Origin of the sequence: Neisseria shayeganii 871 (genome assembly GCF_000226875.1) — a bacterium.
GTDB lineage: Bacteria > Pseudomonadota > Gammaproteobacteria > Burkholderiales > Neisseriaceae > Eikenella > Eikenella shayeganii.
This window is the reverse complement of the sequence record NZ_JH164926.1, coordinates 686,658-712,110: the sequence shown is the minus strand read 5'-3', so window position 1 is coordinate 712,110 and position 25,453 is coordinate 686,658. Positions and strand designations below refer to the sequence as shown.

The window sequence follows — 25,453 nt, the reverse complement described above, 5'->3', positions numbered from 1 at the left end:
CCCTATCAAATCACGATTCGGCAGGCTTGGCAAGCATGGCGGGCTGTTTGCTGTTGGCCAAGGCGGAGACTTTCCAGACCTTCATCCATCTGCAGCGCATTTCTGCGTGGAGCGCTGCTTGCTCGCTTGCCTATTGATCGGATGTGTCTGTTCCATGCAGATTCCTTGCGTTCCCACTCGCTGCGCTGCTACGCCTTGGACATACCTCTATATGTGAAGATTTTGTCCAGGTCTCAGCCTCCATATTGCTTTGGCGGTGGACCGGGTTTGGGAAGGTTGAAAAATATTGCAAAGCAGGTCGGATATGGGTGTCCGACCTATGGTTCGAGATGCTGGGCCGGATGGCGTGTCAGCCACACGGCCGCCAGGCAGTTGAAGGCACAGCCGGCGGCCACGGTGAGGCCGAAGGCGGCCACGGCGGGGGTGCTACTGAAGGCGAGCAGGGTGAAGGAAAGGCCGGTGGTGAAGGCGGCGAGCACGATGCCGCCGATGCGGGCGGCGCGCGGTTCGCGGGCGGTGAGGGCATATACGGCATAATCCACACCGATGGCGGCGGTGAGCAGCAAGCCGAACATGGCAAACAGGCTGACAGGGACGCCGAGCCAGCCGAGCAGGCCCACGCAGGCGGCGGCGGCGGCCGAGGGCACGGCCAATATCAGGCTGCCGCGCCTGAGGCCGAACAGCCGCCACAGCATGAGCCAGGCCAGCACAAAAGAGGCCAGTTTGAGCCAGGCGGCCTGATTGCGGGTGGCGTGGAATTGCCGGTTGAGCTGTTGGCGTTGGTCGGCCCAACGGCGGCAGACGGTCTTGCCGCGGCAGTCGGTGTCGAGCGCGGCGCGCAGGGCGTCGGGATGGCGGATGCCGTTGAGCCGCATGACGGCGGCGTATTGATTGCCGACCTGCCCCAGATAGAGGGTGCGCCAGGCTTCGGCGCTGTCGTCTTGCAGGCTGTCGGCCAGGCTGACGGTTGGCTGCTCGGCGGCTTGCAGCAGAGCCTGGCGGATGAGGGCTTCCGGTACGCCCAGCGCTTGCAACGGGGCGTGGCTTTCAGGTAGCCCGGCCAGCTCGCGCAGGCGCTGTTTGAGCGCGCGCTGCTCGTTTTCGGGCAGCAGCCATTGGCTGAGCGACTGCACGGAGGCCACGTCGCCGCGCGCAAACACGCCTTGGCGCGCCCATTCGGCCAACAGGGCGCGGTCGGCTTCGAGCAGGCGGTCGGGCGAGTCGGCCTGAAGCAGCACAAACTGGCCGCTGCTTTCTATGCCGCTCAGTTCGGCCACGCGGCGGGTGTCTGCGAGCAGCTCGGGCGGGGTGGCGGTCCAATGGCGGATGTCGTCGGCCCAATTGCTGCGGGCGATGCCGGCGGCCAGGGCAAGCAGCAACAGCACGGCGGGCAGTTTGAGGCTACCTGAAACATTGGGCAGACGCTCGGCCAGCGCACGGATGATACGGGCGAAGGCGCCGGGGCGGGGCGTGTAGCGGCCGAACAGCGCGGGCAGCCACAGCACGGTGGCGGCGAAGGCGCCCAACAGGGCGGCGGCGGAGAACACGGCGGTTTGGCGCAACACCGGCAGCGGGGTAAACCACAGCAGCACATAGCCGGATACCGTGATGGCGAGCCCGATGAGGAAGGTGGGCAGCACATGGCGCATGGCTGCAGCAGGCTGCCACGGCCGGCGGAACAGGGAAGGTGCCAGCCAATGCAGGGGGAAATCCACCAACACGCCCACCAGGCTGGTGCCGATGACCAAGGTGAGGATGTGCACTTGGCCGAATACGGCCAGCGCGGCGGCCAAGCCCGTGAGCAGGCCGGCGGCCAGGGGCAGAAACAGCAGCAGGATGCGGCCGCTGCGGAACACCCACCACAGCAGCGCGAAGGTGAGCGTGAGGCCGAAGGCCGACATCAGGCTGCTTTCGCGCTCGGCCTTTGCTTTGGCTTCGGCGGCAAACAGGGCGCCGCCGGCGGCGATGAGCTCGGCTTGCTGCGCGGCGGCGGCGCGGCGGCTGTCGGCCAACAGCGGCAGCAGGCCGGGCAGGCCGGCGGCGGCCTGCTGTTCGGGCAGTTTCGCCCGCAGCCACACCCAGGTTTTGCCCTCGTGCTCGGTGTAGAGCCAGCCGTTTTCCGGCTGCCATTGCAGCTTGGCCGCGCCTTGTTTTTCGTGCAGATAACGGCCGAAGCCCAGCCAGTCGTCTTCCAGCGGCAACAGGCTACCTGAAAACGGATTGGCCGCCGCTTCGGCACGCTGTTGGAAATACTGCTGCGGCGCGTGATACAGCTGCCGTACCTGTTCCGGCGGCAGGGTGGCCAAACCCAGGGTTTGCGCCGATTGGCGCAGGGCGGCCAAATCGGGTGTGACGGCGGCGTCGATGCGGCTGAACAGGCCGCTTCGCCGCCAGCGCTGCGCCGTTTCTTCAGCCGCGCGGAAAGCGGTGTCGGCCTCTTCCGCGCCCACCAGCAGCACAATCTGCCCGTTGAGCAGGCGGCGGTTGGCGGCATCGGCGGCCTGCCACACGGCATCGGCCCCCGCCTCGGCCGGCAGCAGGGCGGAAAGGTCGGTTTGGATGCGCCCGCCCTGCGGCAGCTGCCAGCCGAGCACGGCCAGCAGGCACAGACAGAACAGGCTGTAAAGCAGGGAAAGGGGTTTCATGGCGGGAAAAGGTCTCAGCCTGTGGTCGGATGGTTAACAAATGGGTTGGGCCGATTTGGGGCTACCTGAAAGATAAGCAGCGGTTTCAGGTAGCCTGTGCATCGGTTTCGGGCGCCAACGCCACGCGGCCGGAGGCGCAGGGGCGCTCGCCCTGGTGCAGGGAAAAATGGATTTTGCGTTTGGCCGCGTCCCAGCGCAGCTGCAACACGATTTCATCATGCGGGCGCACAAACTGCTGGTATTTCAGGTTTTCGATCTGGGTTACGGCGCCGCGGCCCCACGCGAAGCGGGCGGCCAAATCCATGGCCCATTGCACTTCCACCACGCCGGGCACCAGCGGGAAGGTGGCGAAGTGGCCGCCGAAATACACCAAATCCAGCGGCACGCGGCCGCCGAAGCGGTATTCGCAGGCGGCTTCGTCGCTGTGCAGCAGCCGCCATTCGGGAGCGGTTTGCGGTGTGCCGAAGGCTGCCTGAAAATCCTGCTCGCGGATTTTGGCTTGGGCGTTGCGCGGCAGTTCGGCGGCGAAACGCCAGTAGCGCGGCACGGCCACGGTGTCGATTTCGGCGGCCACACAGTTTTTTAATGCCTGCTGCACGGCGGCCCGCCCCTGTTCGCGCAGGGCTTGGATGCCGGCGGGGGTGAGCGCCGTCCAAGCGGCCAGGTGGCGGTGTTGCGGATGGCGGCCGCAATGGGCGTCGGCCACCCATTCGTGCGCCAGCAGGCGGTGTTCGATGTGCAGCAGCGACACCCGTTTGTCTTCGAATTTGATGATGCGGTCGCAGCGGCCGGCCAGATGCAGGCCGTCTTCGGCCAGCACGGCGGCATCGGCGGTTTGCTGGCGGCCGTCCGACCACGGGGATTCGGCCCACAAGGCGCCATCTTCGTTGAGGCCGGCACGGGTTGCGGGCAGCAGCGTCCAAGCGCCGCTGCCTTGGCGGCGGGCGATGACGCCGGTTTCGGTGCTGCCGTAAATATCGGTGGGGTAAAAGCCCAGCTCGCGGTGCAGCAGTTCGGCGGTGGCCTCGGGCAGGGCGCCGCCGGCGCTGAGGATGCCGCGCACCCGCCCGCGCAGTGTGTGCCAGTTGCGGCCTTCGCCCAAGCGGTTGAGCAGGGCGGGGCTGGTAATCCAGATACAGGGTTCGTCCGAGGCGGCGAGCAGGTCTTCGGGGTAGGGGCAGGCGTGGCGGCCGATGCGCCAGCCGGCGGCCAGCGCGGTGAAGATGCGGAAGGTGAGGCCGTAGAGGTGCTGCGGGCTGACGCTGCCGACGGCGCGTACGCCCCGCCATGCCGGCGGCAGACAGGCGGCCAGCGCTTGGGCTTCCCGCTGCATTTGGGCGGCGGTTTTGCGGATCACTTTGGCTTCGCCGGAAGAACCCGAAGTTTTCAGATACAGCGCGGCGCCGGCCGGCACCGAGAGGCTACCTGAACCGCCGGCGGGTTCGGCTGCCTGCTCCAGGGCGTCGTGATGGCGCAGATGGGGGGCGGGGAAATCGGCCTGGTCGGTAAGCCAGAGCGCGGCGTGTTGCTCGGCCCAGCGGCGGTTGTCTGCGGCCAGATTGGGCGGCAGATACACGTCGGCGCCGGCCTGCCAGGCGGCCAGCAGGGCGGAGGTGAAGCGGGCGGCGTCGTCAAACCATAAGGCGACGGCGGCGATTTGCCGCGCCTGCAACTCGGCGGCCAGGGCGGCGGTGGCGCGGCGGAAGGCGTCGGCCGGCCAATGGTCGGCAATTAGGGCGTCGGGCGCGGTATCGGGCAGAAAAGCAATCGGCATGGCGGGAAAGAGGAAGGTTTCAGGTAGCCTGTTCGGCGGCAACCGTTATTTAAGCCATTTCGCTGCGTTTGAAATGGCGGGGGCGGAAGCCGAGCAGGGCGAGGCTGGCGAAATACAGCAGCATGCCGGCCGCAATCAGGGCGGCCAGTTGGGCGGCGCGCTGCAGGCCGCCGGCGGCCACCCATTCGGGCTGCCACCAGCCCTCCAGCCCCCACAGGCCGACGCCCATCACCAACAGGGCGGCGGCGAGCTTGAGCAGAAAGGCCGTCCAGCCCGGTTTGGGCTGGTAAAAGCCTTTGCGGCGCAGCAGCACATAGAGCATGGCGGCGTTGAGGCAGGCACCCAAGCCGATGGCCAGCGCCAGGCCGGCGTGTTGCAGTTTCCAGACGAACAGTAAGTTCATCAGCTGGGTGCAGATCAGGGTGAACACCGCCACTTTTACCGGCGTTTTGATGTCTTTGCGGGCGTAGAAGCCGGGCGCCAACACCTTGATTAAAATCAGGCCGAGCAGGCCGGCGGCGTAGGCGATCAGCGCCTGTTGGGTCATTTGCGCGTCGAACACGCCGATGCTGCCGTACATAAACAGGGTGGCCACCAGCGGGAAAGACAGCACCGCCAGCCCCACGGCGGCAGGGGCGGCCAAGAGCAGGCACAGGCGCAGGCCCCAATCGAGCAGGGCGGAGTATTCGTGCGGATTTTGGTTGGCGGCGTGTTTGGAGAGGCCGGGCAGCAGAATGGTGCCCAAAGCCACGCCCAGCACGCCGGTGGGCAGCTCCATCAGGCGGTCGGCAAAATACATCCACGACACGCTGCCGCTTTGCAGATAGGAAGCGAAGTTGGTGTTGATCAAGAGCGAAATCTGCGCCACGGAAGTGCCCATGATGGCCGGCACCATCTGTTTCAACACGCGGTTGACCGCCGCATCGCGGAATTTCAGCTTCGGCCGTTTCAACAGGCCGATCTGCCACAGCCACGGCAGCTGGAACACCAATTGCAGCACGCCGCCGGCAAACACCGCCCACGCCAGCGCCATCACCGGCGGGTCGAAATACGGCAAAAGCCACAGCGAAAACACGATGAACGACACATTCAGCAGCACCGGCGTAAAAGCCGGAATGGAAAATTTGCCGTAGGTATTCAGAATGCTGCCGACAAAAGACGACAGCGAAATCAGCAGGATATAGGGAAAAATCACCGGCATCATCAGGGTGGCCAGCGCAAAGCGGTCGTCGCCGTCGCGCCAGCCGCTGGCGGTGGCCAACACCACCCAAGGCGCGGCAATCACGCCGATGGCAGTCACCATCATCAGCGCAAATAGAAGCATGCCGCCCACATGCTGCACAAAAGCCTGAGTGGCGGCGGGGGAGCGGTTCTGCTTGTATTCGGCCAGAATCGGCACAAAGGCCTGGGCAAACGCGCCTTCGGCAAAAATGCGCCGCAGAAGGTTGGGCAGGCGGAAGGCCACCACGAAGGCGTCCATCGCGTCGCCCGCGCCGAACACCCGCGCCAAAATGGCGTCGCGCACAAAGCCGAGCACCCGCGAAACCATGGTCAGACTGCCGAGTTTGGCCAGCGCGCCGAGGAGATTCATCGTGTTGTTTGCCGTAAAACCGAAAGGTGCGGAGTTTACCGTAAGCGGCGGTTTTCAGGTAGCCTGAGGCCTGTGCTCCCATTGGCGGCGCATTTCTGCCTTGTGCTGCCCGCCCGCTTGGCCTTGTACAGAACAGGTCTGCACCCGTTGCGCCTTGAGAGGCATCTGCATCTGGGATTTTGCCAAGGTTTCGGCCAAGGCTTGGCAGCGAAATGGGTGCGCGTATAGTGTTTCTGATTGATTGTCAAAAGGAAAAGTAAAATGAAATACGAATGGAAAAAGAGCGAAAAAAGCGGGTATGGCGTTAAGCAAAAGCCTGAGTTGGTGGATGTGCCCGCCCAAACATTCATCATGATCAAAGGCGCGGGCAATCCCAATGAGGCGGATTTTTCGGCCAGGGTATCCGCTTTGTACTCCTTGGCCTATGCAATCAAAATGCTGTTTAAGGCGATGATGAAAACAGAGCCTGAGGACAAGATCACCGATTTTGCGGTCTATCCTTTGGAAGGCATTTGGGAGCGGGCGGCGGCGGAAGGGGAGGCATTGGATAAAAGCTGCTTGCAATATACGCTGATGATCAAGCAGCCGGATGGCGTTACGCGGGAAATATTTGCACAGGCGCTGGAAAATGTGCGTAAGAAAAAACCGAATGATTTATACGACGAAATCGATTTTGAGCGGATGACAGACGGAAAATCCGTGCAGATTCTGCATATAGGCAGCTATGACGACGAGCCTGCCTCTTTTGAAAAAATGGATCGGTTCGTTCGGGAAATGGGGCTGGCAAGAAACGGCGATACCCACCGGGAGATATATCTGAACAATGCCGGCAGAACAGCCGAAGACAAGCTGAAAACCATTTTGAGGTATGCGGTAAGAGAAGCGGTTTAAAAAACCGAACCCCCTAAATTCCTGGCAAGCGAATTGAGGGGGTTTTTTAATGGGCAGAGCCTTTTGCAAAGGTTTCAAGACGTGCTTTTGGACAGGGAGATGCGGCGGGCGAGCACGCGGTTGGGGGCGAGGGCGGCGGCCAAATCGGGCGGCAGCGGCAGGGGAAGGCCGAGGATTTGCGCGGCAATCAGCTCGCCGCACAAGGGGGCGGTGGCCAGCCCACGGCTGCCGTGGGCGGTGTTGAGGAACACGCCGGGCAGATAAGGGCAGGGCGTGCGGAAGGGATAGCGGCGGTCGGCGGCCAGCTTGGCGTAACACGTCTGCATGGCGGCGTAGTCGCCGAGCGGGCCGACGGCGGGCAGGTGGTCGTGGCAGTCGGCGCGCAGGGCGGTGTGGCCGGGCAGGGTGTCGCCCAGGCTGCGGTGCAGCTCGGGGGCGAGGGCGGCCAGAGCCTGCCGGTTGGTTTGGTCTTCTTGCGGCCGCCAGGTTTGATTTCGGTCGTGCGGCACAAAGCTGGCGCCGAAGCAGTGGCGGCCGCGGTAGGCGGGAGCGACGTAGCTGTCGCCGCTGAGGGCGCAACGCAGCGGCGGGCTGTGTTCGCCAACGGCGGCCAGCGAGGTTTGGCCGCGGATGGCGTGCAGCGGGAAAGGGGCGATGCCTTGGGGCAGGGCGTCGGCGCCGGTGCAGAAGACAAGGTGGCCGGCCTCCAAGTTGTGGCGGCCGTTGGCGGTGGCGCAGGCCAGCTGCCAGAGGCGGCCGTTGTGGTGCACGCTTTCGAGGCGGTGGGCGGGCAGCAGGCGGATATTGGGGTGGGCCAGCAGGGCGGCTACCCAAGCGGGCGGATGGATCCAAGCGCCTTGCGGCCACAACAGGCCGTCGAGCCCGTTCAGATCGGTGCCGGCTAGGGCGGCGGCTTGTTCGGCGGAAACGGGGTAATAGAGGTGGCGGTTGGCGGTTTGGGCGGCCAGCGCGGCGTTGCGTTTGCCTTCGGCAGCGTTGTGGTTGAGGTGCAGCACGCCGCAGGCCTGCCAATGTGCGGGATCCAGCGTAGCGGCCAACAGGCGCAGGCTGAAGCCGTAAGCGGCGAGTAGCAGGCGGGTTTGCGCGGTGGGGTGGGGAGAGATTTTGGCGTAGAGCAGGCCCTGATGGTTGCCGGAGGCGGCTTGGGCGGGGGCGGCCTGTTCGAGCACGGTTACCTGAACGCCGCGCCGCGCCAGCGCATAGGCGGTGGCGGCGCCGGCGATGCCGGCACCGACCACCACGATGTGCTCCGCCGGCAGCAGCGGGGCGGCTTGCAGCCAGGGTGGGCGCGGCTCGATGTGCTGTTCCTGCTGCGAACCATCCTGCCAATGCAGGGGATGGAAACCGTAGGCGGACAGCCGGGCGGCCTCTTGCGCGGGCAGCAGCCACAAGTCGCGGCGGTAGGGGTTGTCGGTGGCAGGCAGATAGTTGGCGGCGCCGGCGGCACAGCTTTGGATGAAGTGAAAACCCGGATGATCGGTTTTCAGGTAGCCTGTGGCGGCGGCAGGCTCGTCGCACAAAACCACCCACGCTGCCTGCGGATGGGCTTGGCAGGCGGCGGCTGCGGTATCGGCATCGGGCAGGCGGTGCCAAATCAGGGCGGCGGTCATGGTGGGTGGCGGTTGGGAACAGGTTTTTAGGCTTGCGGCCAAATCAAGCCGGGGCGGCGGTCGATGACGGTGCGGAATTGCGCCTGAATGCGCGCCAGCGCTGCTGCGTTGTCGGCCTCGAAGCGCAGCACCAGCACCGGCGTGGTGTTGGAGGCGCGCATCAGGCCGAAGCCGTCGGCAAACTCCACCCGCAGGCCGTCGAGGGTGATGCGTTGCTGCTCGCCTGCAAAGCGGGCTTGCGCGGCCAATTCGGCGATGAGGGCGTGGCCGTTTTCGCCGGCGGGCACGTCAATATTGATTTCGGGGGTGGACACGCCTTCGGGCAGGGCGTCGAGCACGGCGCTGGGGTCGGGGCTAGCTGAAAGGATTTCCAGCAGGCGGGCACCGGCGTAGAGGCCGTCGTCAAAGCCGAACCAGCGTTCTTTGAAAAACACATGGCCGCTCATTTCGCCCGCCAGCAGCGCGCCGTGCTGTTTCATCGCCGCTTTCATAAAGCTGTGGCCGGTTTTGCCCATGATGGCTTCGCCGCCGTGTTCGGTGATCCATGGCGTGAGCAGGCGGCTGGATTTGACGTCGAAAATAATCTTGGCGCCGGGGTGGCGTGAAAGCACGTCTTGGGCGAACAGCATCAGCTGGCGGTCGGGGTAGATGATGTGGCCGGCTTTGGTGACCACGCCCAAGCGGTCGCCGTCGCCGTCGAAGGCCAGGCCGATTTCGGCGTCGCTCTCGCGCAGGGCGCGCATCAGGTCTTGCAGATTTTCCGGTTTGGCCGGATCGGGATGGTGGTTGGGGAAGTGGCCGTCCACCTCGCAGAAGAGTTCGGTAACGTCGCAGCCCAAGGCTCGGTACAGCTTGCCGGCAAAAGCGCCGGCCACGCCGTTGCCGGCGTCGATGACGATTTTCAGCGGGCGGGCCAGGCGGATGTGGCCGCTGATGTGGTTTTGGTATTCGGCGGCGATGTCGTGTTGGCGCACATGGCCGTGCGGGCTACCTGAAACAAAATCTTCCGTTTCGATGCGGTGGCGCAGGGCCTGGATGTTGTCGCCGGCCAGGGTTTGCCCGCCGAGCATCATTTTGAAGCCGTTGTAGTCGGGCGGGTTGTGGCTGCCGGTGATCATCACGCCGCTGCCGCCGCAATGCTGCACGGCAGCAAAATAGAGCATGGGGGTGGCCACCATGCCCACGTTGAGCACCTTGAGGCTGCTGTCGGTGAGGCCGCGGGCCAGCGCGGCCATCAGGGCGGGGCCGCTGAGGCGGCCGTCGCGGCCGAGGGCGATTTCGCAGATGCCTTGCGCCGCGGCGCGGGCGGCTATCGCGCGGCCGATGAGATAGGCGGCCTCTTCGGTGAGGTTGCGGCCGACGATGCCGCGGATGTCGTAGGCTTTGAAAATATCGGGGGCGATGTCGGGCATGGTGTCTCCGAGACTTATTTTTTAATCAGGTTGATGAACAGCTCGCGCCCGGCCCGCGGGCCGACGGAGTTGTGGCAGGTTTCGAAGGTGGCGAAGTCGAAATAAGGTGCAAACAGGGTTTCGTATTCGGCGCGGCTGCCGGAAAACGGCGGGCCGTTTTTGAATTCGCAGTCGAACAGCAGGCCGACCAAGCGCCCGCCTGCTTTGAGCAGGCGGTGGGTTTTTTGGGCATATTCGGTGCGCCGGGCGGGATCGATGGCGCAGAAAAAGGTTTGTTCCACCACGAGGTCGAAGGGTTCGGCCTGCCAGGTGAAAAAGTCGGCACAAACAAGATGCTCGGCCGGGAAGTCGGCTTGCTGTTCGGCAAAGCGGCGCAGCGGTATTTCGGCGAAATCGAGCACATATACTTCGGAAAAGCCGGCTTGATGCAGATAGGCGGCTTCATAGGCGTTGCCGGCGCCGGGAATCAGTATGCGCAGGTCGCGGCACTTAAGCTGGTCGAAATAGGCTTTGAGGGGCGGGGAGATGCCGCGCATGTCCCAGCCGGTGTAGCCTTGTTCGTAGCGCTGCTGCCAATATTCGGCGCGGCTGACTTCGTGGCCGGTGGTGTTGCTCATGCTGTGTTCCTGTGTTGTGGGGTTTGGCTTGGCTGAAATTTGCGTTGTCGGTTTTCAGGTAGCCTTTGCTCTGGCGGGGCGGCGGTTTTGCGGCTGGATCGGGCCGGTTCAGTGGTGGAAGGTGTGGGTGAAGGCCGCCAGCTCGGCGCGTTTGGCCAAAGCTTTGCCGCTGTCTATGGCTTCTTGCGCCAAGGCCACGCCGTCTTCCAAGGTGGCGGCCACTTGGCCGGCATACAGGGTGGCGGCGGCGTTGAGCAGCACGATGTCGCGGTGGGCGCCGGCATCGCCTTGCAGCACGCTGTTCATCATGGCCAGCGATTCGGCGGCGGAGGCTACCTGAATGTCGGACAAATCGCGTTGCAGCGGCAGGCCGAATTGTTCGGGATGGATGTCGTATTCGGCAATGATGCCGTCTTTGAGTTCGGCCACGCGGGTGGGGCCAGTCAGGGTGATTTCGTCCAAGCCGTCGTGGCCGTGCACCACCAGCACGTGGCGGCTGCCGAGTTGTTGCAGCACGCGGGAGAGAATGCCCACCAAGTCGATGTGGAACACGCCGAGCACTTGGTTGGGTGCGCCGGCGGGGTTGGTGAGCGGGCCGAGAATATTGAACATGGTGCGTACGCCCAAGGCGCGGCGTACGGGGGCGACGTATTTCATGCTGCTGTGGTGGTTGGGGGCGAACATGAAGCCGGCGCCAACTTGGTCGATGCAGGCGCCCACTTGTTCCGGCGACAGGGCCAGCGAAATGCCGGCCAGCTCCATCACGTCGGCCGAGCCGCTGGAAGAAGACACGCTGCGGCCGCCGTGTTTGGCCACTTTAGCGCCGGAGGCGGCGGCCACAAACATGGCGGTGCTGGAGATGTTGAAGGTGTGGGCGTTGTCGCCGCCGGTGCCTACTACATCCACCAGATGCTCGGCTTGGCGCACGGGCACTTTGGCGGCGAACTCGCGCATCACGGCGGCGGCGGCGGCGATTTCGGAAACGGTTTCCACTTTGATGCGCAGGCCCACCAGCAAGGCGGCAATCAGCTCGGGTTGGACTTCGCCGCGCATGATTTGGCGCATCAGGCCGGCCATTTCGTCTTGGAAGAGTTCGTTTTGGTCGATTAATCGGTTGAGCGCTTGTTGCGGGGTAATCATAGGGTCTTTCTGTTTAGGGCGGTTCTCAGGTAGCCCGATTAGGAGGATGCGGTGTGTTGATGGATGGCACATCAGCGGCTTAAGGCGGCTTTCAACAGGCGGCTGACTTCGGCCATGTCGGCTTGGCCGGCCAAACGGGTTTTCAGCACCCCCATCACTTTGCCCATATCGGCCATGCCGGCGGCGCCGGTTTCGGCGATGGCGGCGGCAACGGCGGCTTCGATTGCCTCGGCAGACAGCATCTCGGGCAGATAGCGCTGCAGAATGTCGATTTCGGCCAATTCTTGAGCGGCCATTTCCTGACGCCCTGCCTGGCTGTATATGGCGGCGCTGTCTTTACGCTGTTTGATCATTTTGCCCAGAATGGCGACGATTTTGGCATCGTCGGCTTCGCTGCGTTCGTCCACTTCAAAGCGTTTGATTTCGGCATTGGCCAGGCGGATGGTGGACAAAGCGGTTTGGTCTTTGGCTTTGAGGGCGGTTTTCATGTCGTCGTTGAGACGGGTTTTTAAGGACATTTCGGATTCCTTGAATAAAGTGTGTGCAGACCGTTTCAGGTAGCCTCGGCAACGGCGCGGGCTTGCGGCAGATAGGGTTGCAAGGTGCGGCTGATGTCGATGGCTTCTTCTTCATTGAGGCATTGGCACAAGGTAATCAGCTTGCCTTGGTAGTCAAAGCGCAGCCAGGTGTGTATGGGCGTGAGCCATTCGACCATAAACGGCGGCGTTCGGCTATCGTCTGGCGGTGTTTCGGTGTCATGATGCCAACGTTTGATGTCGGCACCGGTATAGCGGCGCCAAGGGCTGATCGGCAAACCGAACAGTTGGCGCTGAAAGCCAAGCTCGCCCGGCCTGACTTGCAAGACTTGGGCGCCGAAAAACAGCCAGGCCGCGCGACGCAGGGCGGCAAAGCAAATCAAGCACCATATCAGCAGCCAGATCAGGTTGAACAGCCCGTTGTTGGCGCTGAATGTTTGGACGGTGTGCAGATAATAGGGCAGAACCTTGACGGAGGAGATCAGGCAGATCAGCAATTCCGCAGCACAGAAGAGTATGTTTTGCCAGTGCTTCACCGGCGGCAGAGACAGGGTCAGCATGCCGGCGCCTGGTTCCAAGCGGTATCGTTGGGAAGTGGGCATATCGGTTGGAGCGGCGTTTATCGGCGCGGAACGGAAAACAGATTCCGACGGCAAGAGCGGTAGGGGTGGCAGGAAAGCGGTTGTTGCCGGCGGTTCAGCAGCCACACGCGCTCATCGTTTTCAATCTGCAGATAAGCCACGCCGCCGGGCAGGTGAACCGGCAGCGGATTGCGGTAAGCGCCCCGATACAGGATTTTGGTTTCCGGATTGCTCTGCCAGGCGGCCAGCTCCGAGGAAATCAGGCGGCTGCCGACCTCGGCCAACAGGGCTTGCCGGCCGCTGCTGTCGGACTGTATCTGCAACACATAGTATCGTCCGCGATGCACAAAATAGTGCGGGGTGTCGAACGGCACGTTTGTAGTCTGGGCATCCAGCGCAGGCGGCACAGCTTCGCGGCTGGCACGGCTGACATGCTCGTGCGTGCCGAAAGCGCAACCGCTAAGCGTTGAGCTGCCCAAGATGGCCAGTGTGAAACCAGTCAGTAAGCGTGAGGCAAACATGGCGGCTCCAAAACAGAAAAATCGGCGCATAGCTTACCTGAAAACCGCTGCGGCAGACAAATGGCTGCGGTGGGAGAGGGTGGGCAAGCTGAGACCTTTGCAAAACCCCCAGATGTGGATGCAGTTCAAGGCGTAGCAGCGCAGCGAACGCAGACATATCATACAGATAGGCAAGTGAGTGAGCAGTACCCTTAGGGCATAAACGCACAACGCAGAAATGCGCCGCAGATGGGGGTTTGCAAAGGTCTCAAGCTGCTTTGGGCAGCATTTGGTTCCATCAAACATGCTGTTGCAAGAAGTTGCGCAGCATATCGTGGCCGTGTTCGGTGAGCAGGGCTTCGGGGTGGAATTGAACGCCTTCAATGGGGAACTGCTTGTGGCGCACCCCCATGATTTCGCCGTCATCCGTCCACGCTGTAATTTCCAAGCATTCCGGCAGGCTAGCACGGTCGATGACCAAGCTGTGATAGCGGGTGCAGGTGACAGGGTTGGGCAAGCCCGCAAACATGCCGCTGCCGTGATGATGCACCGGAGACACTTTGCCGTGCATCAGCGTTTTGGCCCGCACAATCTGCCCGCCGAAAGCTTCGCCTATGGTTTGATGCCCTAGGCAAACCCCCATAATCGGCAGCTTGCCGGCAAAATGCTGCATGGCGGCCACCGAAATACCGGCTTCCTTGGGCGAACAGGGCCCGGGGCCGATGACCAAATATCGGGGGTGGAGTGCTTCGATTTCTGATAAAGAAATATCGTCGTTACGCCGTACCAATACTTCTTGGCCCAGTTCGGCGAAGTATTGCACGATGTTGTAAGTGAAGCTGTCGTAGTTGTCGATGAAAAGAAGCATTAAGATTATCTTTGATAATATATTTAGGGGCTGTCCCAGATAACTGGGGCAAATTATATTCTACTAATTGTTTTCAGATGGAAATCTGAGCTTTTATTTCACTGTTGTTAAACCGCCATTCGCACGCCTTCCTTCAAATACAACTCAAAATGTTTTTAGGGATGTCGTTAAACTTAACGCAAATGGGGTTTGGCCTGGTTCCAAAATTTCTCAATTCCATTAATGTGATTTTACTTCCGGGCAAAATGGGTATTGTGGTTAATGGGGAAATGGGCAAACTCGCTTACATCCAAAACGTCATCACTGCGGTAACCATCCGTATAGACAATGCTGTCCGGCTGAGACCTTTGCAAAACCCCCATCTGCGGCTCATTTCTGCGTTGTGCGTTTATGCCCTAAGGGTACTGCTCGCTCGCTTGCCTATCGTGTGATATGCCTGTCCCACGGGGATTCCTGGCGTTCACGCTCGCTGTGCTGCTACGCCTTGAACTGCATCCACATCTGGGGGTTTTGCAAAAGTCTAAGGTCTCGGCTGTACTTGCTTGCGGATAATCGGCAGCAAAGTGACTTCCGGTATTGGGTACGGCAACAGTATAAACTTTACCGTTATGCTTCAAAAGCCCGAATACGGCTACTTTTCCGGTTGCACCGCGACCACGTTTGCCTTTGCGTTGGCCGTCAAAATAGCTTTCAGCGCCTCAATTTCGCCGTCAAACATTTCCAAGGTAGATGGGTAAGCGAAGATGATGGGAGTGGCTACTGTATTTTATTAACACCAGCCAACTTTGCTGCAACGCGTGCAGTGACTTCTGCAACAAACAGTTCCATCAGTTTGTTTTGCTTGCGCTGGCCCAGACGGCTTTTTCTCATCATAGGGAATATTCTAAGCTAAAGTTAATATGCCCTATTTGTCTAGGACAGCCCCTTCAATTCTATTTGATTTATTAATTAAGGGTTTCAAACCGACTGATGAGATTGAAATTCAGGTCTCATGTAATGAGGCGGGCAGGGCTACAGCATCTGCCCGTTTTGCTTGGCTTCCAATATTTCCCAGCGTTCCAGTTTTTCCAGCAGCAGGGCTTCGAGGGTGTCGTGGCGTTGTTGCAGTTCGGCGGCGCGGGTGTAGTCTTTGAAAATGTCGGGTTCGGTCAGTTGGGCGTTTACTGCCGCCTGTTCGGTTTCGAGGGCGGCGATTTCGTCGGGCAGGGAGTTGAGTTCGCGTTGTTCTTTGTAGGAAAGTTTGATGCTGCGCTTGGCTTTGGGGCGGCTTTTTCCGCCTTCAAGCGCCGGGGCGGCGGTTTTGGGGGCGGCGGAGGTGGCGATGTGCTGTTCGCGCTGTTTGGCGTCCAAATAGTCTTGGTAGCCGCCGATGTATTCTTTCAGGTAGCCGTTGCCCTCGAAAACAATGCTTTGGGTGATGACGTTGTCGAGAAACATGCGGTCGTGGCTGACCAGAAACACGGTGCCGCTGTAATCGCGCAGCAGTTCTTCCAGCAGCTCTTGGGTGTCGATGTCCAAATCGTTGGTGGGTTCGTCGAGCACCAGAATATTGGCCGGGCGGGTAAACAGTTTCGCCAATAGCAGGCGGTTGCGTTCGCCGCCGGAAAGGGAGGAGACGGGGCTGTGGGCGCGGGCGGGGTGGAAGAGGAAGTCTTCCAGATAGCTCATCACGTGTTTGCGTTTGCCGCCGATGTCCACATAGTCGTTGCCTTGGCCGAGGGTGTAGAACACGGTGTCGTTTTCGTTGAGCGCGCTGCGGAATTGGTCGAAATAGGCCACTTCCTGTTTGCTGCCGAGGCGGATGCGGCCGGAGGTGGGGGAAAGTTCGCCCAGAATCAGTTTGAGGAAGGTGGTTTTACCGATGCCGTTGGGGCCGATGAGGCCGATTTTGTCGCCGCGCTGAATCACGGCGGAGAAGTCGCGCATGATGACGTGGTCGCCGTAGGCAAAGCCGGCGTGCTCCAGCTCGGCGATGATTTTGCCGCTTTTTTCGCCGGCATTGAGTTTGAAATTCACCTGGCCTTGGCGTTCGCGCCGTTCGGCGCGCTGGCGGCGCAGTTCTTCCAAGCGGCGCACGCGGCCTTCGTTGCGGGTGCGCCGCGCTTCGATGCCTTTGCGGATCCAGGCTTCTTCTTGGGCGTGGAATTTGTCGAACAGGCGGTTGTGTTCGGCTTCCACCGCCAGCTCTTGCGCTTTTTTTTCGCTGTATTTGGCGAAGCTGCCGGGGTAGGAGCGCAGGGTGCCGCGGTCGAGTTCGACGATGCGCTTGGCGATGTTGTCGAGAAAACGGCGGTCGTGGGTGATCACCACCAGGCTACCTGAAAACTGCTGCAGCAGGTTTTCCAGCCAGATGATGGCGTCGATGTCGAGGTGGTTGGTGGGTTCGTCGAGCAGCAGCAGGTCGGGTTTCTGCACCCAGGCTTGGGCCAGGGCTACGCGCTTTTTCTGGCCGCCGCTCAAATCGCCGATGCGGGCGTGTTCGGGCAGGCCCAATTCGCCGATGGTTTGGCGGATGGCGGCGTCGAACTGCCAGCCGTTTTCGGCTTCGATTCGGTTTTGCAACTCGTTGAGTTCTTTAATCAGCGCCTCGTCGCTGCCGCCGGCCAGCTCTTGGCTGATGTGGTGGTAGCGGCGCAGCAGCTCGCGCACGCTGCCCAGGCCTTCGGAAACGGTGTCGAACACGCTGGCTTCGTTGTCGAAAAAGCTTTCCTGCGGCACATACACGGTTTTGAGGCCGTTTTGCATGACGATGTGGCCGTCGTCGAGCTTTTGCACGCCGGCGAGGATTTTCAGAAACGACGATTTGCCGGCGCCGTTGCGGCCGATGAGGCCGATTTTTTCGCCGGCATCGAGCTGGAAGGCGGCGTGGTCCAACAGCGGCACGTGGCCGACGGCAAAGCAGGCGTTTTCTACGGCGAGTATCGTCATTGCTGGGGGTCTCTGTTAAGATAAAGAGCGCGATTTTAGCATTAAGGAGAAGCTGATGGCTTGGCTGGTGTGGTTGCTGCTGCTGGCGGTGGCGGCGGGTTTGCCGGTGATGGTGTACAACCGCTTGGTACAGGCGCAAAACCGTTATCGGAATGCGTTTGCCCAAATCGGCGTGCAGCTCAAACGGCGGCATGATCTGATTCCCAATCTGTTGGCGGCGGTAAAGGGCTACCTGAAACACGAAAGCGAAACGCTGGAGCAGGTCGCACAGGCGCGCAATCAGGCCGCCGCCAGTCTGCCGGCAGCGGATCCGGCCAGCCCGGCCGCTTTGCAGCAGTTGGCGGCGGCGGAAAACCGCTTGAGCGGGGCTTTGCGCGGTTTGCAGGTGCAGATAGAGGCTTATCCAGAATTGAAGGCGGCCGAAACCATGCAGCAGTTTGCTGAAGAAATGGCGAGCACGGAAAACCGCATCACCTTTGCGCGGCAGGCGTACAACGATGCGGTGATGGAGTACAACACGCTGCGGCAAGTGTTTCCGAACAATCTGCTGGCGGCTGCGTTCGGCCACCGCCAAGACGCGCCGCTGCTGGAGTTTGACGATGCGGCGGCTTTGGGCCAGGCACCGCAGGTGCGCTTTTAAATAATGGGGCTACCTGAAAGTGTTTCAGGTAGCCTGTTTTGCTGAGGGTACGTCGTCGCAAAGCCTTGCGGCGGTATTTTGGGTGAAAACCCGCATCTGCGGCGTTAAACATGTTCGCAAGATGTTCCATCTTGCTGCGCTGGCGGGTTTGACTGGCGTGGCGTGTCAAACCGCCCTCTTCAGGTGCGGCTGGTATGCGTGATTTTTGCCGCCCAAGACCGCTTCACAAGCAGACTTTGAACAGGTTTTTAGACGAGAAAGACACATTTTCGATGAGCGATTTGGCCCGATTTTTGGAGTATGCCGCCGCCGCACCTGAAGCGGAGGCTTTCCGCCAACGGCGCGAGCTGCTGCAAAGCGGCGGCACGGCGTTTGCCGAAGCGGCGGTGTTGGTGGGTTTTGTGCCGGAAACGGCGCAGGGCAGCAGCGTGGTGCTCACGGTGCGCAGCAGTCATCTGCGCAGCCACGGCAGCCAGATTGCCTTCCCCGGCGGCCGCTGCGACGAAGGCGATGCCGATGCGGCGGCCACGGCGTTGCGCGAAACCGAGGAGGAGCTGGGCGTGGCGGCGGGCATGTGGCGGATACACGGCCATTTCCCCAACTGCTATGTGCCCAGCGGTTATCAGGTGACACCGGTGTTGGCCACGGCCGAGCAGCCGCCGAGCTACCGGCCGAATCCGCAGGAGGTGGCGGCGGTGTTCACCCTGCCGCAGGATTGGGCTTTGGATCCGCAGCGCTATGTGTTGGAAGACTACCGCTACCACGGCCGCGCCTTGCTGATGCCGGCTTTGCAGTATGGCGAACACCGGATTTGGGGCGCAACGGCAACGGTGCTGTACCAGTTGGCGCTGTTGCATGAGGCGTGGCGAGGTTGAGAATGGTGGCGATATTGACGGACAGTTTGTTTTCATGTTCCGCCAGACCAAACAGGCTGAGACCTTTGCAAAATTCGTTCTCACCCAGCATCCGAAACCGTAGCCTATGGTTTCGGATATTTTCATCGCTTTTTGGCCAAACTTCCCTGTTCTCCTCTACGGATTGCCTGTTTTTCAGGCAATCCGCTGCCCTTTAGGCAGCAACAGGCACACTGAGCCTGTTGGCTGCCTTCAACAGGTTCACACACATCGCCTTCAGGTGGCTTTGTGCACTCACTTTGCTCAAACCAAAATAGGCTGCACGGGCATAGCGGAATTTGCGGTGCAACGTACCGAAGCTTTGCTCCACCACATAGCGCACTTTCGCCAGCCGGCCGTTGCGGACTTTTTGTTCCCGGCTTAACGGTTGGCCACGGTGTGCTTTTTGCATGATGCCGTCCCGCAGCTGATGTTCTTCCAGATGTTGCCGGTTTTCCATACTGTCATAGCCTTTATCGGCATAGACAGTCGTCTCTTGGGCTAAACCTGCCAACAAAGGCAGCAGGTGTTTGCCCTCATGGGCGTTGGCCGGGGTGATGTGCAGTTTCTCGATATAGCCTTCCGCATCAGTACGGGTGTGTTGTTTATAGCCCAGATGGAAGCGGCCGTCTTTCTTTATCCAACGGGCATCTTTGTCTTTACTCGGTGTGGTTTGGCTGTTGACCCGCCCTTCGTCATCCACTTCTATGGCCTGACGTTGTTTGCCGCCGGCCGTCTGAATAATGGTGGCGTCAACGATGGCGGCGGATGCTTTCTCTACTTTTAAGCCCCGATCAGTCAGTTGGCGGTTAATCAGATCCAGTAGTTCGGCCAGGGTGTTGTCTTGCGCCAGCCAGTTGCGGTAGCGGCATAAGGTGCTGTGATCGGGGATGCTCAGTTCATCAAAACGGCAAAACAGGTGGAAATCAATGCGGGTGATGAGGCTGTGTTCAAGTTCGGGATCGGAAAGGCTGTGCCATTGGCCGAGTAGAACGGCTTTGAACATGGATAACAGGGGATAAGCTGGACGACCACGGTGGTCTCTAAGGTAGCGGGTTCTTTGACGATTGAGGTAATGCTCGATCGGCTGCCAATCAATCACCTGCTCGAGTTTCAATAGGGGAAAGCGGTCGATGTGTTTGGCAATCATGGCTTGGGCGGTTTGCTGAAAGAAGGTGCTCATGAAAAATCCCCTAAATGTCCTGGGAGGAAATTTAGGGGATTGGGAGATATTTTGCAAAGGTCTCAGGCTACCTGAAAGCGTTTCAGGTAGCCTGTTTGCTGTGTGCACGGCGGTCAGTTTCTCGGCAGCCAAGCCCAAGTCATTTCGACTTCCAAGGGTTGTTCGCCGCTTTCGTCGAAAATGCGGCAGGGGATGACCAGATTGCCGCGCTCTTCCGTTTGGATCAATGCGGCGCGGGCGGCGGACAACTCGGCCACTGCGTACATATCGCCCACGCTGCGTCGGGTGTAGCGGGCGGTCATGGATTTGAGCAGAATCAGTTTGTCGTCGGGCGCGTTCATAATGGTGACGAAGCCGGAAGCGGTTTCGGCCAGCAGCGCCATCACGCAGGCATGCACGCCTTGAATGTGGTTTTGCACTGGGGTTTGGTTGCGTACGCTCACGCGCACGCGCTCTTGCGTGAGTTCGTCGAAGCGGATGGCGGAAGTAGCGAGAAAGGGCACGTATTTGGCCATGGCTTCGCTTTGAGCAATGATGCGCTGCTCTTCGGGCAGGTTTTGCAGGGCGGCCAGCTGGCGGGTCATTTGGTTTTCAATGCGCATGGTTTCTCCTTTGATTCGGGGTTTGATTTGGGTATCATAACGCCCTATTTGGCGCTTGTCGGAACTTTATTAGCATGCAGATTCTAAACTTTACCAAGATGCACGGTTTGGGCAACGACTTTATGGTGGTGGATGCCACCGCCCAAGTCTTTGATCCGGCCAAGGCGCCGATTGCCGCGTGGGCCGACCGCCATACGGGCATCGGTTTCGACCAGCTCTTGCTGGTGGAGCGGCCGGCGGCAGCGGATGCGGATTTCCGCTACCGCATTTTTAATGCCGACGGCAGCGAAGTGGAGCAGTGCGGCAACGGTGCGCGCTGCTTCGCCCGTTTTGTGCACGATAAGGGTTTGAGCGATAAACCGGTTTTGCAGGTGGAAACGGCCAAAGGACGCATTGTGCTGAAGTTGGCGGCAGACGGCGGGGTAACGGTGGACATGGGCCGGCCGCGTTTTGCCGCGGCGGAGATTCCGTTTCTGCCGGCGGCAGGGGAGGCGCAAGACGCGCTGAGCTACCGCCTGCCATTGGCTGACGGACCAGCGGTTTTTTCGTGTGTGAATATGGGCAATCCGCATGCGGTATTGATGGTGGAGAATGTGGAAACCGCGCCGGTGGCCGATTGGGGTGCGCGTTTGGAGCGGCATGAGCGGTTTCCCGAACGGGTGAATGTGGGATTTATGCAGGTGGTGGACCAGAGCCATATCCGCCTGCGTGTGTTTGAGCGCGGTGTGGGCGAAACCCTTGCCTGCGGCACCGGCGCCTGTGCGGCGGCGGTGGCCGGCATCCGTTTGGGCGTGTTGCGGCGGGAGGCGGCGGTCAGGGTGAGCCTGCCGGGCGGCGATTTGCAGATAGAGTGGGCGGACAACGGTCATGTGCTGATGACGGGGCCGGCGGAAACGGTATTTGAAGGAACGGTAACTTACTGATGAAAGAAGAAACGATATTGGCTTATCTGCAGGCACATCCCGAATTCCTGCTCAACCATGCGGAGGCGCTCGGCATCCGCCCGCAGGAGGGCAAGGTGCAGTCGTTTGCGCAGGCGCAATGGCAGGCGCAACAGCAGAAAACCGCCAAAATGGCCGGACAGTTGGTGCAGATGATGCAGGAAGCCGATGCCAATTTCCAAACCACCGCCCGCCTGATGGCTTTTGCCCGCCGTTTGTTGGCCGCCACTACGCTTTTGCAGGTGTGCCGTGCGGTTTCAGGTAGCCTGAGCGAAGATTTTGCTTTGCCCCACCACCGTTTGCTGCTGTTGGAAGAACCGAAGAAAAAAGCGGTGTTGCCGGAGGACGGTTTGCTGGCGGAAGGTGCCGCGCGGGAGGCTTTGCAGGCTTTAACCGCGCCGGTGTGCGGTCAGCGCATCGCCCGCCCGCTGATGGCTTTGCTGCCCGAGCAAGGCCGCGGCTTGGAAAGCTTTTTACTGCTGCCGGTGGCGGTGGGCGGACGCAATATTGCCGCGGTGGTGGCGGGCGATGCCGACGAAGGCCGTTTTGTGGCGGGGATGCCGGTGGATTTGGTGGGTGAGCTGGCGGCTTGCACGGCAGCGGCATTGGCTCGCACGGGCGGGTGGAAATAATGGCTTGGCTGGATCCGACCCTTTGGCTGTTGTCTGCTTATATTGCGGTGTTTGCGGTATTGAGTTTCCGCAAGCAGCAGTTTAATTGGCTGTGGGGCAGCATTGTTTTGTGGCTGGGCTTCGGGGTGTTGTCTTCGCATCTGTTGCCGGGCGTGTTGGGCATCACCCATTTGGCCAATGCTTATCCTGTATATGGCTACATCACTCTGGCGGCGCTGTTTCCTTTGGCGGCCAATTGGCAAGCCGATCCGCAGGGCAGGGGGTATCTGCTGAACGGTTGCGGCGGATTTTTGGCCCTGCTGGCGGTATCCGGTTGGGTGCAGCATCTGTCTTTTGCGTTGTTGCTGACTTTATTTTACTGGCAGGCGCCGATTCTGCTGCCCTCGGCATTGTTGAATTACGCGCTGCTGCCGCTGCATTGGATGGCCTGTCAGGCAATGTTGATGCTGTTGATGTGGCTGCACCGGCGCATTGGCCGGCAGCCGGTTTTCCTGTTTAGCGCTTTACAGCTGCAGGGCGTGTTTCTGATTAGTTTGCTGATGCAGGCGGTGTTGTTTGTTCATCCGCAAGTGTTGTGGTGGTTGATCGGATGGCTGTTCAGGTAGCCTGAGACCTGTGTCAAAGCCCATCTGTGTCGCATGGCTGCGTTGGGGGCTGCTGATCTGTCTCATGTGTTTGTCCCGGCGGGTTTTGGGCGTTCACATTCGCTGCGCTGCTGCGTCTTGAACGGCGCCGCTCTCTGTGGAGCAAAAATTGCGGCCTGTTGAGGGCGGTTAAAAAGCGTTAGTCAATCGGGAGCTTGCTTGGGCGAATTATGTGTATCTGCTTATTTTTGAATCAGTAAATGGTTCTCGGGTGCGGGCGGCCAGGTAAAATTTTGGCTGCCCGCTTTGCAATTTCGGATTTGTCCCTATAATAGCCAGCACTTTCGGTGCTTCACGATGTGGGGTGTCGGAAGTCATAGACGTTTTCCCGTAAGTTGGCCGCCGATATTGTCCTCCCTTTGGTATCGGCGGTTTTTTTTCGCCGGTCGGGCGCGGATGCAATCTGCGGGGGCGCATGTTAGAATACGCGCCGTCCTGCAACGGGCTTTTTTATTTTGTTTAACCGGCCCTGCTTGTCTGAAACCCTAACCATGCGCCTGTCCGGGGTAGGGCGTGTGTATGGTTAGTGTTTTAGCGGCAGCGGCCTTTCATATAAAGGAAACACGATGTTTGCGAAACACACGAAAACATTCCAATACGGCAACCAAACCGTCAGCATCGAAACGGGTGAAATTGCCCGCCAAGCCGCCGGCGCGGTGAAAGTGTCTATGGGCGACACCGTGGTGTTGGTGGCGGTCACTGCCAATAAAGACGTCAAGCCCGGCCAGGATTTCTTCCCGCTGACCGTGGATTATCTGGAGCGCACTTATGCGGCGGGTAAAATCCCCGGTGGCTTCTTCAAGCGAGAAGGCAAACAGAGCGAAAAAGAAATCCTCACCAGCCGCTTGATCGACCGCCCGATCCGTCCGCTGTTCCCCGCCGGCTTTTACCACGACATCCAAATCGTGGCGACTGTGGTATCGGTTGATCCCGAAATCGATTCCGACATTCCGGCCATGATTGGTGCGTCTGCCGCTTTGGTGTTGAGCGGCGTGCCCTTTGCCGGCCCCATCGGCGCGGCGCGGGTAGGCTACCTGAACGGCGAATATGTGCTGAATCCGAGTAAAACCCAATTGCAGCAGTCGCAGTTGGATTTGGTGGTGGCCGGTACGCAAAAAGCCGTGTTGATGGTGGAGTCCGAAGCGCAAGAACTGCCCGAAAGCGTGATGTTGGGCGCGGTGGTGTACGGCCACGAGCAAATGCAGGCCGTGATTCGGGCCATTAACGAGCTGGCCGACGAAGTCAACCCCGAAGTGTGGGATTGGCAGCCTGCCGAAACCGACAATGCCTTGGTGGAGAAAATCCGCGAGATTGCCGGCGCCACCATCGGTGAAGCATTCAACATCCGCCAAAAACAAGCCCGTTCTGCTAAGCTGGATGAAGCTTGGGCGGCGGTAAAAGAGGCGCTGATTACCGAAGAAACCGACACTCTGGTCGCCAACCAAATCAAAGGCATTTTCAAACAGCTGGAAGCCGATGTGGTGCGCGGTCAGATTTTGGACGGCCAACCGCGTATCGACGGCCGCGACACCCGCACCGTGCGCCCCATCAACATCCAAACCGGCGTGCTGCCGCGCACCCACGGTTCCGCCCTGTTTACCCGCGGTGAAACCCAAGCCTTGGCGGTGGCCACTTTGGGCACCCAGCGCGACGAACAGATTATTGATGCCTTGAGCGGCGAGTACACCGACCGCTTCATGTTGCACTACAATTTCCCGCCGTACTCCACCGGCGAAGTAGGCCGCATGGGCGCACCAAAGCGCCGCGAAATCGGCCACGGCCGCTTGGCCAAACGCGCGCTGATTGCCGTGTTGCCGTCTCCTGAGGAGTTCAGCTACACCATGCGCGTGGTTTCCGAAATCACTGAGTCGAACGGTTCGTCTTCCATGGCTTCCGTGTGCGGCGGCTGTTTGAGCCTGCTGTCTGCCGGTGTGCCGCTGAAAGCCCATGTGGCCGGCATCGCCATGGGTTTGATTTTGGAAAACAATAAATTCGCCGTACTGACCGACATCTTGGGCGACGAAGACCACTTGGGCGATATGGACTTCAAAGTGGCCGGCACCACCGAAGGCGTCACTGCGCTGCAAATGGACATCAAAATCCAAGGCATCACCAAAGAAATCATGCAGATTGCTTTGGAGCAGGCCAAAGAAGCGCGTCTGCACATTCTGGCGCAGATGAAAGAGGCCGTTGACGGCCCGCAAGAGCTGTCTGCCCACGCGCCGCGTCTGTTTACCATGAAGATTAACCAAGACAAAATCCGCGATGTGATCGGCAAAGGCGGCGAAACCATTCGTGCCATTACTTCGGAAACCGGCACCGAAATCAATATTGCCGAAGACGGCACCATCACCATTGCCGCCACCAGCACCGAAGCCGGCGAAGCGGCCCGCCAACGCATCGAGCAGATCACGGCGGAAGTGGAAGTGGGCAAAGTGTATGAAGGTACCGTGCTGAAAATTTTGGACAACAATGTCGGTGCCATCGTTTCTGTGATGCCGGGTAAAGACGGCTTGGTGCACATCAGCCAAATCGCCCACGAACGGGTGAAAGATGTAAACGACTATTTGAAAGTCGGCCAAACCGTGAATGTGAAAGCTTTGGAAGTGGATGACCGCGGCCGGGTGCGTTTGTCCATTAAGGCACTGCTTCCCATGCCTGAAGCCGAAGCTTAATCATCTGGCAGTACGTCCATATTACTGATGCCAAACAGGCTACCTGAAACTTTTCAGGTAGCCTGTATTCAGGTTGGGCGGTCTGATTTGGGTTTATTTTGGGGTTGGGTGCGGGCTGGTTATTTTATT

Annotated in this window: 22 protein-coding genes and 3 pseudogenes; 7 read left to right on the top strand and 18 right to left on the bottom strand. The window is 60.3% G+C overall.

The window, feature by feature from the left end; translation table 11 throughout:
- Window positions 1-317: 317 nt before the first annotated feature.
- The 3 genes from HMPREF9371_RS03235 to murJ form a co-directional block, all read right to left on the bottom strand.
- Entirely contained in the window at window positions 318-2,645 is a 2,328-nt protein-coding gene (locus HMPREF9371_RS03235) for an MMPL family transporter (RefSeq protein WP_009118461.1), read from the bottom strand.
- An 85-nt stretch (window positions 2,646-2,730) separates the two neighbouring features.
- On the bottom strand, window positions 2,731-4,419 hold the full coding sequence (locus HMPREF9371_RS03230) for an AMP-binding protein (protein WP_009118460.1): 1,689 nt from the start codon (window positions 4,417-4,419) through the stop codon (window positions 2,731-2,733).
- 49 nt (window positions 4,420-4,468) lie between these two features.
- Entirely contained in the window at window positions 4,469-6,010 is a 1,542-nt protein-coding gene (murJ, locus tag HMPREF9371_RS03225; RefSeq protein ID WP_009118459.1) for a murein biosynthesis integral membrane protein MurJ, read from the bottom strand.
- Window positions 6,011-6,271: 261 nt separating this feature from the next.
- On the opposite strand from murJ, the gene HMPREF9371_RS03220 reads away from it, so the two are divergent.
- On the top strand, window positions 6,272-6,901 hold the full coding sequence (locus HMPREF9371_RS03220; RefSeq protein WP_009118457.1) for a GyrI-like domain-containing protein: 630 nt from the start codon (window positions 6,272-6,274) through the stop codon (window positions 6,899-6,901).
- 74 nt (window positions 6,902-6,975) lie between these two features.
- Here the strand turns inward: HMPREF9371_RS03220 and mnmC1 are convergent, their stop codons facing one another.
- From mnmC1 to HMPREF9371_RS03170, 12 genes and pseudogenes are all read right to left on the bottom strand, one after another.
- A complete protein-coding gene (gene mnmC1, locus HMPREF9371_RS03215; RefSeq protein ID WP_009118456.1) occupies window positions 6,976-8,532 on the bottom strand; it encodes an FAD-dependent 5-carboxymethylaminomethyl-2-thiouridine(34) oxidoreductase MnmC1 in 1,557 nt (518 codons plus the stop codon).
- A 26-nt stretch (window positions 8,533-8,558) separates the two neighbouring features.
- The gene (locus HMPREF9371_RS03210; RefSeq protein ID WP_009118455.1) at window positions 8,559-9,944 is read right to left on the bottom strand and encodes a phosphomannomutase/phosphoglucomutase; all 1,386 of its coding nucleotides are present in this window, start codon (window positions 9,942-9,944) and stop codon (window positions 8,559-8,561) included.
- A 14-nt stretch (window positions 9,945-9,958) separates the two neighbouring features.
- Window positions 9,959-10,561, bottom strand: coding sequence for a methyltransferase (locus HMPREF9371_RS03205; protein ID WP_009118454.1), 603 nt, complete (start codon window positions 10,559-10,561; stop codon window positions 9,959-9,961).
- A 108-nt stretch (window positions 10,562-10,669) separates the two neighbouring features.
- Window positions 10,670-11,701, bottom strand: a complete 1,032-nt coding sequence (trpD, locus tag HMPREF9371_RS03200) for an anthranilate phosphoribosyltransferase (protein WP_009118453.1) — start codon at window positions 11,699-11,701, stop codon at window positions 10,670-10,672.
- A 71-nt stretch (window positions 11,702-11,772) separates the two neighbouring features.
- The gene (locus tag HMPREF9371_RS03195; protein ID WP_009118452.1) at window positions 11,773-12,219 is read right to left on the bottom strand and encodes a GatB/YqeY domain-containing protein; all 447 of its coding nucleotides are present in this window, start codon (window positions 12,217-12,219) and stop codon (window positions 11,773-11,775) included.
- A 35-nt stretch (window positions 12,220-12,254) separates the two neighbouring features.
- Window positions 12,255-12,797 carry a hypothetical protein gene (locus tag HMPREF9371_RS03190; protein ID WP_009118451.1) on the bottom strand — a complete coding sequence of 181 codons (543 nt, stop codon included), beginning with the start codon at window positions 12,795-12,797 and terminating at the stop codon, window positions 12,255-12,257.
- 59 nt (window positions 12,798-12,856) lie between these two features.
- Entirely contained in the window at window positions 12,857-13,339 is a 483-nt protein-coding gene (locus HMPREF9371_RS12490) for a hypothetical protein (RefSeq protein ID WP_040660086.1), read from the bottom strand.
- An 88-nt stretch (window positions 13,340-13,427) separates the two neighbouring features.
- A pseudogene (locus HMPREF9371_RS13855) lies at window positions 13,428-13,624 on the bottom strand (hypothetical protein); the annotation flags it as partial.
- Complete coding sequence (locus tag HMPREF9371_RS03180; protein WP_009118448.1) at window positions 13,617-14,186, bottom strand: aminodeoxychorismate/anthranilate synthase component II; 570 nt, start codon at window positions 14,184-14,186, stop codon at window positions 13,617-13,619. The gene HMPREF9371_RS03180 and the pseudogene HMPREF9371_RS13855, both read right to left, overlap by 8 nt.
- A gap of 73 nt (window positions 14,187-14,259) precedes the next feature.
- A pseudogene (locus HMPREF9371_RS11445) lies at window positions 14,260-14,527 on the bottom strand (transposase); the annotation flags it as partial.
- A 188-nt stretch (window positions 14,528-14,715) separates the two neighbouring features.
- A pseudogene (locus HMPREF9371_RS11440) lies at window positions 14,716-15,056 on the bottom strand (transposase); the annotation flags it as partial.
- Between the two features lie 141 nt (window positions 15,057-15,197).
- Window positions 15,198-17,114, bottom strand: coding sequence for an ATP-binding cassette domain-containing protein (locus tag HMPREF9371_RS03170; RefSeq protein WP_009118446.1), 1,917 nt, complete (start codon window positions 17,112-17,114; stop codon window positions 15,198-15,200).
- Between the two features lie 55 nt (window positions 17,115-17,169).
- Between HMPREF9371_RS03170 and HMPREF9371_RS03165 the strand changes: the two genes are divergently transcribed.
- Entirely contained in the window at window positions 17,170-17,754 is a 585-nt protein-coding gene (locus HMPREF9371_RS03165) for a LemA family protein (RefSeq protein ID WP_009118445.1), read from the top strand.
- Window positions 17,755-18,026: 272 nt separating this feature from the next.
- Entirely contained in the window at window positions 18,027-18,629 is a 603-nt protein-coding gene (locus HMPREF9371_RS03160) for an NUDIX hydrolase (protein WP_040660082.1), read from the top strand.
- Window positions 18,630-18,822: 193 nt separating this feature from the next.
- On the opposite strand, the gene HMPREF9371_RS03155 is transcribed toward HMPREF9371_RS03160, so the two are convergent.
- Complete coding sequence (locus tag HMPREF9371_RS03155; protein ID WP_009118442.1) at window positions 18,823-19,830, bottom strand: IS5 family transposase; 1,008 nt, start codon at window positions 19,828-19,830, stop codon at window positions 18,823-18,825.
- 113 nt (window positions 19,831-19,943) lie between these two features.
- Window positions 19,944-20,432: a DUF4442 domain-containing protein gene (locus tag HMPREF9371_RS03150; protein ID WP_009118441.1), complete on the bottom strand. Its 489-nt coding sequence runs from the start codon at window positions 20,430-20,432 to the stop codon at window positions 19,944-19,946.
- A 74-nt stretch (window positions 20,433-20,506) separates the two neighbouring features.
- Between HMPREF9371_RS03150 and dapF the strand changes: the two genes are divergently transcribed.
- The 3 genes from dapF to HMPREF9371_RS03135 are packed head-to-tail and all read left to right on the top strand — an operon-like array spanning window position 20,507 to window position 22,610.
- On the top strand, window positions 20,507-21,355 hold the full coding sequence (gene dapF / locus HMPREF9371_RS03145) for a diaminopimelate epimerase (RefSeq protein WP_009118440.1): 849 nt from the start codon (window positions 20,507-20,509) through the stop codon (window positions 21,353-21,355).
- On the top strand, window positions 21,355-22,005 hold the full coding sequence (locus HMPREF9371_RS03140) for a DUF484 family protein (RefSeq protein WP_009118439.1): 651 nt from the start codon (window positions 21,355-21,357) through the stop codon (window positions 22,003-22,005). The genes dapF and HMPREF9371_RS03140 overlap by 1 nt, the downstream gene beginning before the upstream one ends.
- Complete coding sequence (locus HMPREF9371_RS03135) at window positions 22,005-22,610, top strand: hypothetical protein (protein ID WP_009118438.1); 606 nt, start codon at window positions 22,005-22,007, stop codon at window positions 22,608-22,610. Before HMPREF9371_RS03140 ends, HMPREF9371_RS03135 begins: the two co-directional genes overlap by 1 nt.
- Before the next feature lie 207 nt (window positions 22,611-22,817).
- Here HMPREF9371_RS03135 and HMPREF9371_RS12485 read toward each other — a convergent pair whose 3' ends face one another.
- Window positions 22,818-22,967 (bottom strand): hypothetical protein, encoded by a 150-nt coding sequence (locus HMPREF9371_RS12485; protein ID WP_156786981.1) that lies wholly within the window; start codon window positions 22,965-22,967, stop codon window positions 22,818-22,820.
- A gap of 248 nt (window positions 22,968-23,215) precedes the next feature.
- On the opposite strand from HMPREF9371_RS12485, the gene pnp reads away from it, so the two are divergent.
- Entirely contained in the window at window positions 23,216-25,324 is a 2,109-nt protein-coding gene (gene pnp, locus HMPREF9371_RS03130; protein WP_009118437.1) for a polyribonucleotide nucleotidyltransferase, read from the top strand.
- Window positions 25,325-25,453: the final 129 nt, after the last annotated feature.

Excerpts from the sequence above, each read along its gene's own strand:
- HMPREF9371_RS03160 (WP_040660082.1), top strand. The coding sequence starts at position 18,027 with ATGAGCGATTTGGCCCGATTTTTGGAGTATGCCGCCGCCGCACCTGAA.
- HMPREF9371_RS03235 (WP_009118461.1), bottom strand. The coding sequence starts at position 2,645 with ATGAAACCCCTTTCCCTGCTTTACAGCCTGTTCTGTCTGTGCCTGCTG.
- HMPREF9371_RS12485 (WP_156786981.1), bottom strand. The coding sequence starts at position 22,967 with ATGACTTCCGACACCCCACATCGTGAAGCACCGAAAGTGCTGGCTATT.
- HMPREF9371_RS03135 (WP_009118438.1), top strand. The coding sequence starts at position 22,005 with ATGGCTTGGCTGGATCCGACCCTTTGGCTGTTGTCTGCTTATATTGCG.
- HMPREF9371_RS03195 (WP_009118452.1), bottom strand. The coding sequence starts at position 12,219 with ATGTCCTTAAAAACCCGTCTCAACGACGACATGAAAACCGCCCTCAAA.
- HMPREF9371_RS03190 (WP_009118451.1), bottom strand. The coding sequence starts at position 12,797 with ATGCTGACCCTGTCTCTGCCGCCGGTGAAGCACTGGCAAAACATACTC.
- dapF (WP_009118440.1), top strand. The coding sequence starts at position 20,507 with ATGCAGATTCTAAACTTTACCAAGATGCACGGTTTGGGCAACGACTTT.
- HMPREF9371_RS03180 (WP_009118448.1), bottom strand. The coding sequence starts at position 14,186 with ATGCTTCTTTTCATCGACAACTACGACAGCTTCACTTACAACATCGTG.
- HMPREF9371_RS03155 (WP_009118442.1), bottom strand. The coding sequence starts at position 19,830 with ATGAGCACCTTCTTTCAGCAAACCGCCCAAGCCATGATTGCCAAACAC.
- HMPREF9371_RS03165 (WP_009118445.1), top strand. The coding sequence starts at position 17,170 with ATGGCTTGGCTGGTGTGGTTGCTGCTGCTGGCGGTGGCGGCGGGTTTG.
- HMPREF9371_RS03210 (WP_009118455.1), bottom strand. The coding sequence starts at position 9,944 with ATGCCCGACATCGCCCCCGATATTTTCAAAGCCTACGACATCCGCGGC.
- mnmC1 (WP_009118456.1), bottom strand. The coding sequence starts at position 8,532 with ATGACCGCCGCCCTGATTTGGCACCGCCTGCCCGATGCCGATACCGCA.
- HMPREF9371_RS03220 (WP_009118457.1), top strand. The coding sequence starts at position 6,272 with ATGAAATACGAATGGAAAAAGAGCGAAAAAAGCGGGTATGGCGTTAAG.
- trpD (WP_009118453.1), bottom strand. The coding sequence starts at position 11,701 with ATGATTACCCCGCAACAAGCGCTCAACCGATTAATCGACCAAAACGAA.
- HMPREF9371_RS03150 (WP_009118441.1), bottom strand. The coding sequence starts at position 20,432 with ATGCGCATTGAAAACCAAATGACCCGCCAGCTGGCCGCCCTGCAAAAC.
- HMPREF9371_RS12490 (WP_040660086.1), bottom strand. The coding sequence starts at position 13,339 with ATGTTTGCCTCACGCTTACTGACTGGTTTCACACTGGCCATCTTGGGC.
- HMPREF9371_RS03140 (WP_009118439.1), top strand. The coding sequence starts at position 21,355 with ATGAAAGAAGAAACGATATTGGCTTATCTGCAGGCACATCCCGAATTC.
- HMPREF9371_RS03170 (WP_009118446.1), bottom strand. The coding sequence starts at position 17,114 with ATGACGATACTCGCCGTAGAAAACGCCTGCTTTGCCGTCGGCCACGTG.
- murJ (WP_009118459.1), bottom strand. The coding sequence starts at position 6,010 with ATGAATCTCCTCGGCGCGCTGGCCAAACTCGGCAGTCTGACCATGGTT.
- HMPREF9371_RS03205 (WP_009118454.1), bottom strand. The coding sequence starts at position 10,561 with ATGAGCAACACCACCGGCCACGAAGTCAGCCGCGCCGAATATTGGCAG.
- HMPREF9371_RS03230 (WP_009118460.1), bottom strand. The coding sequence starts at position 4,419 with ATGCCGATTGCTTTTCTGCCCGATACCGCGCCCGACGCCCTAATTGCC.
- pnp (WP_009118437.1), top strand. The coding sequence starts at position 23,216 with ATGTTTGCGAAACACACGAAAACATTCCAATACGGCAACCAAACCGTC.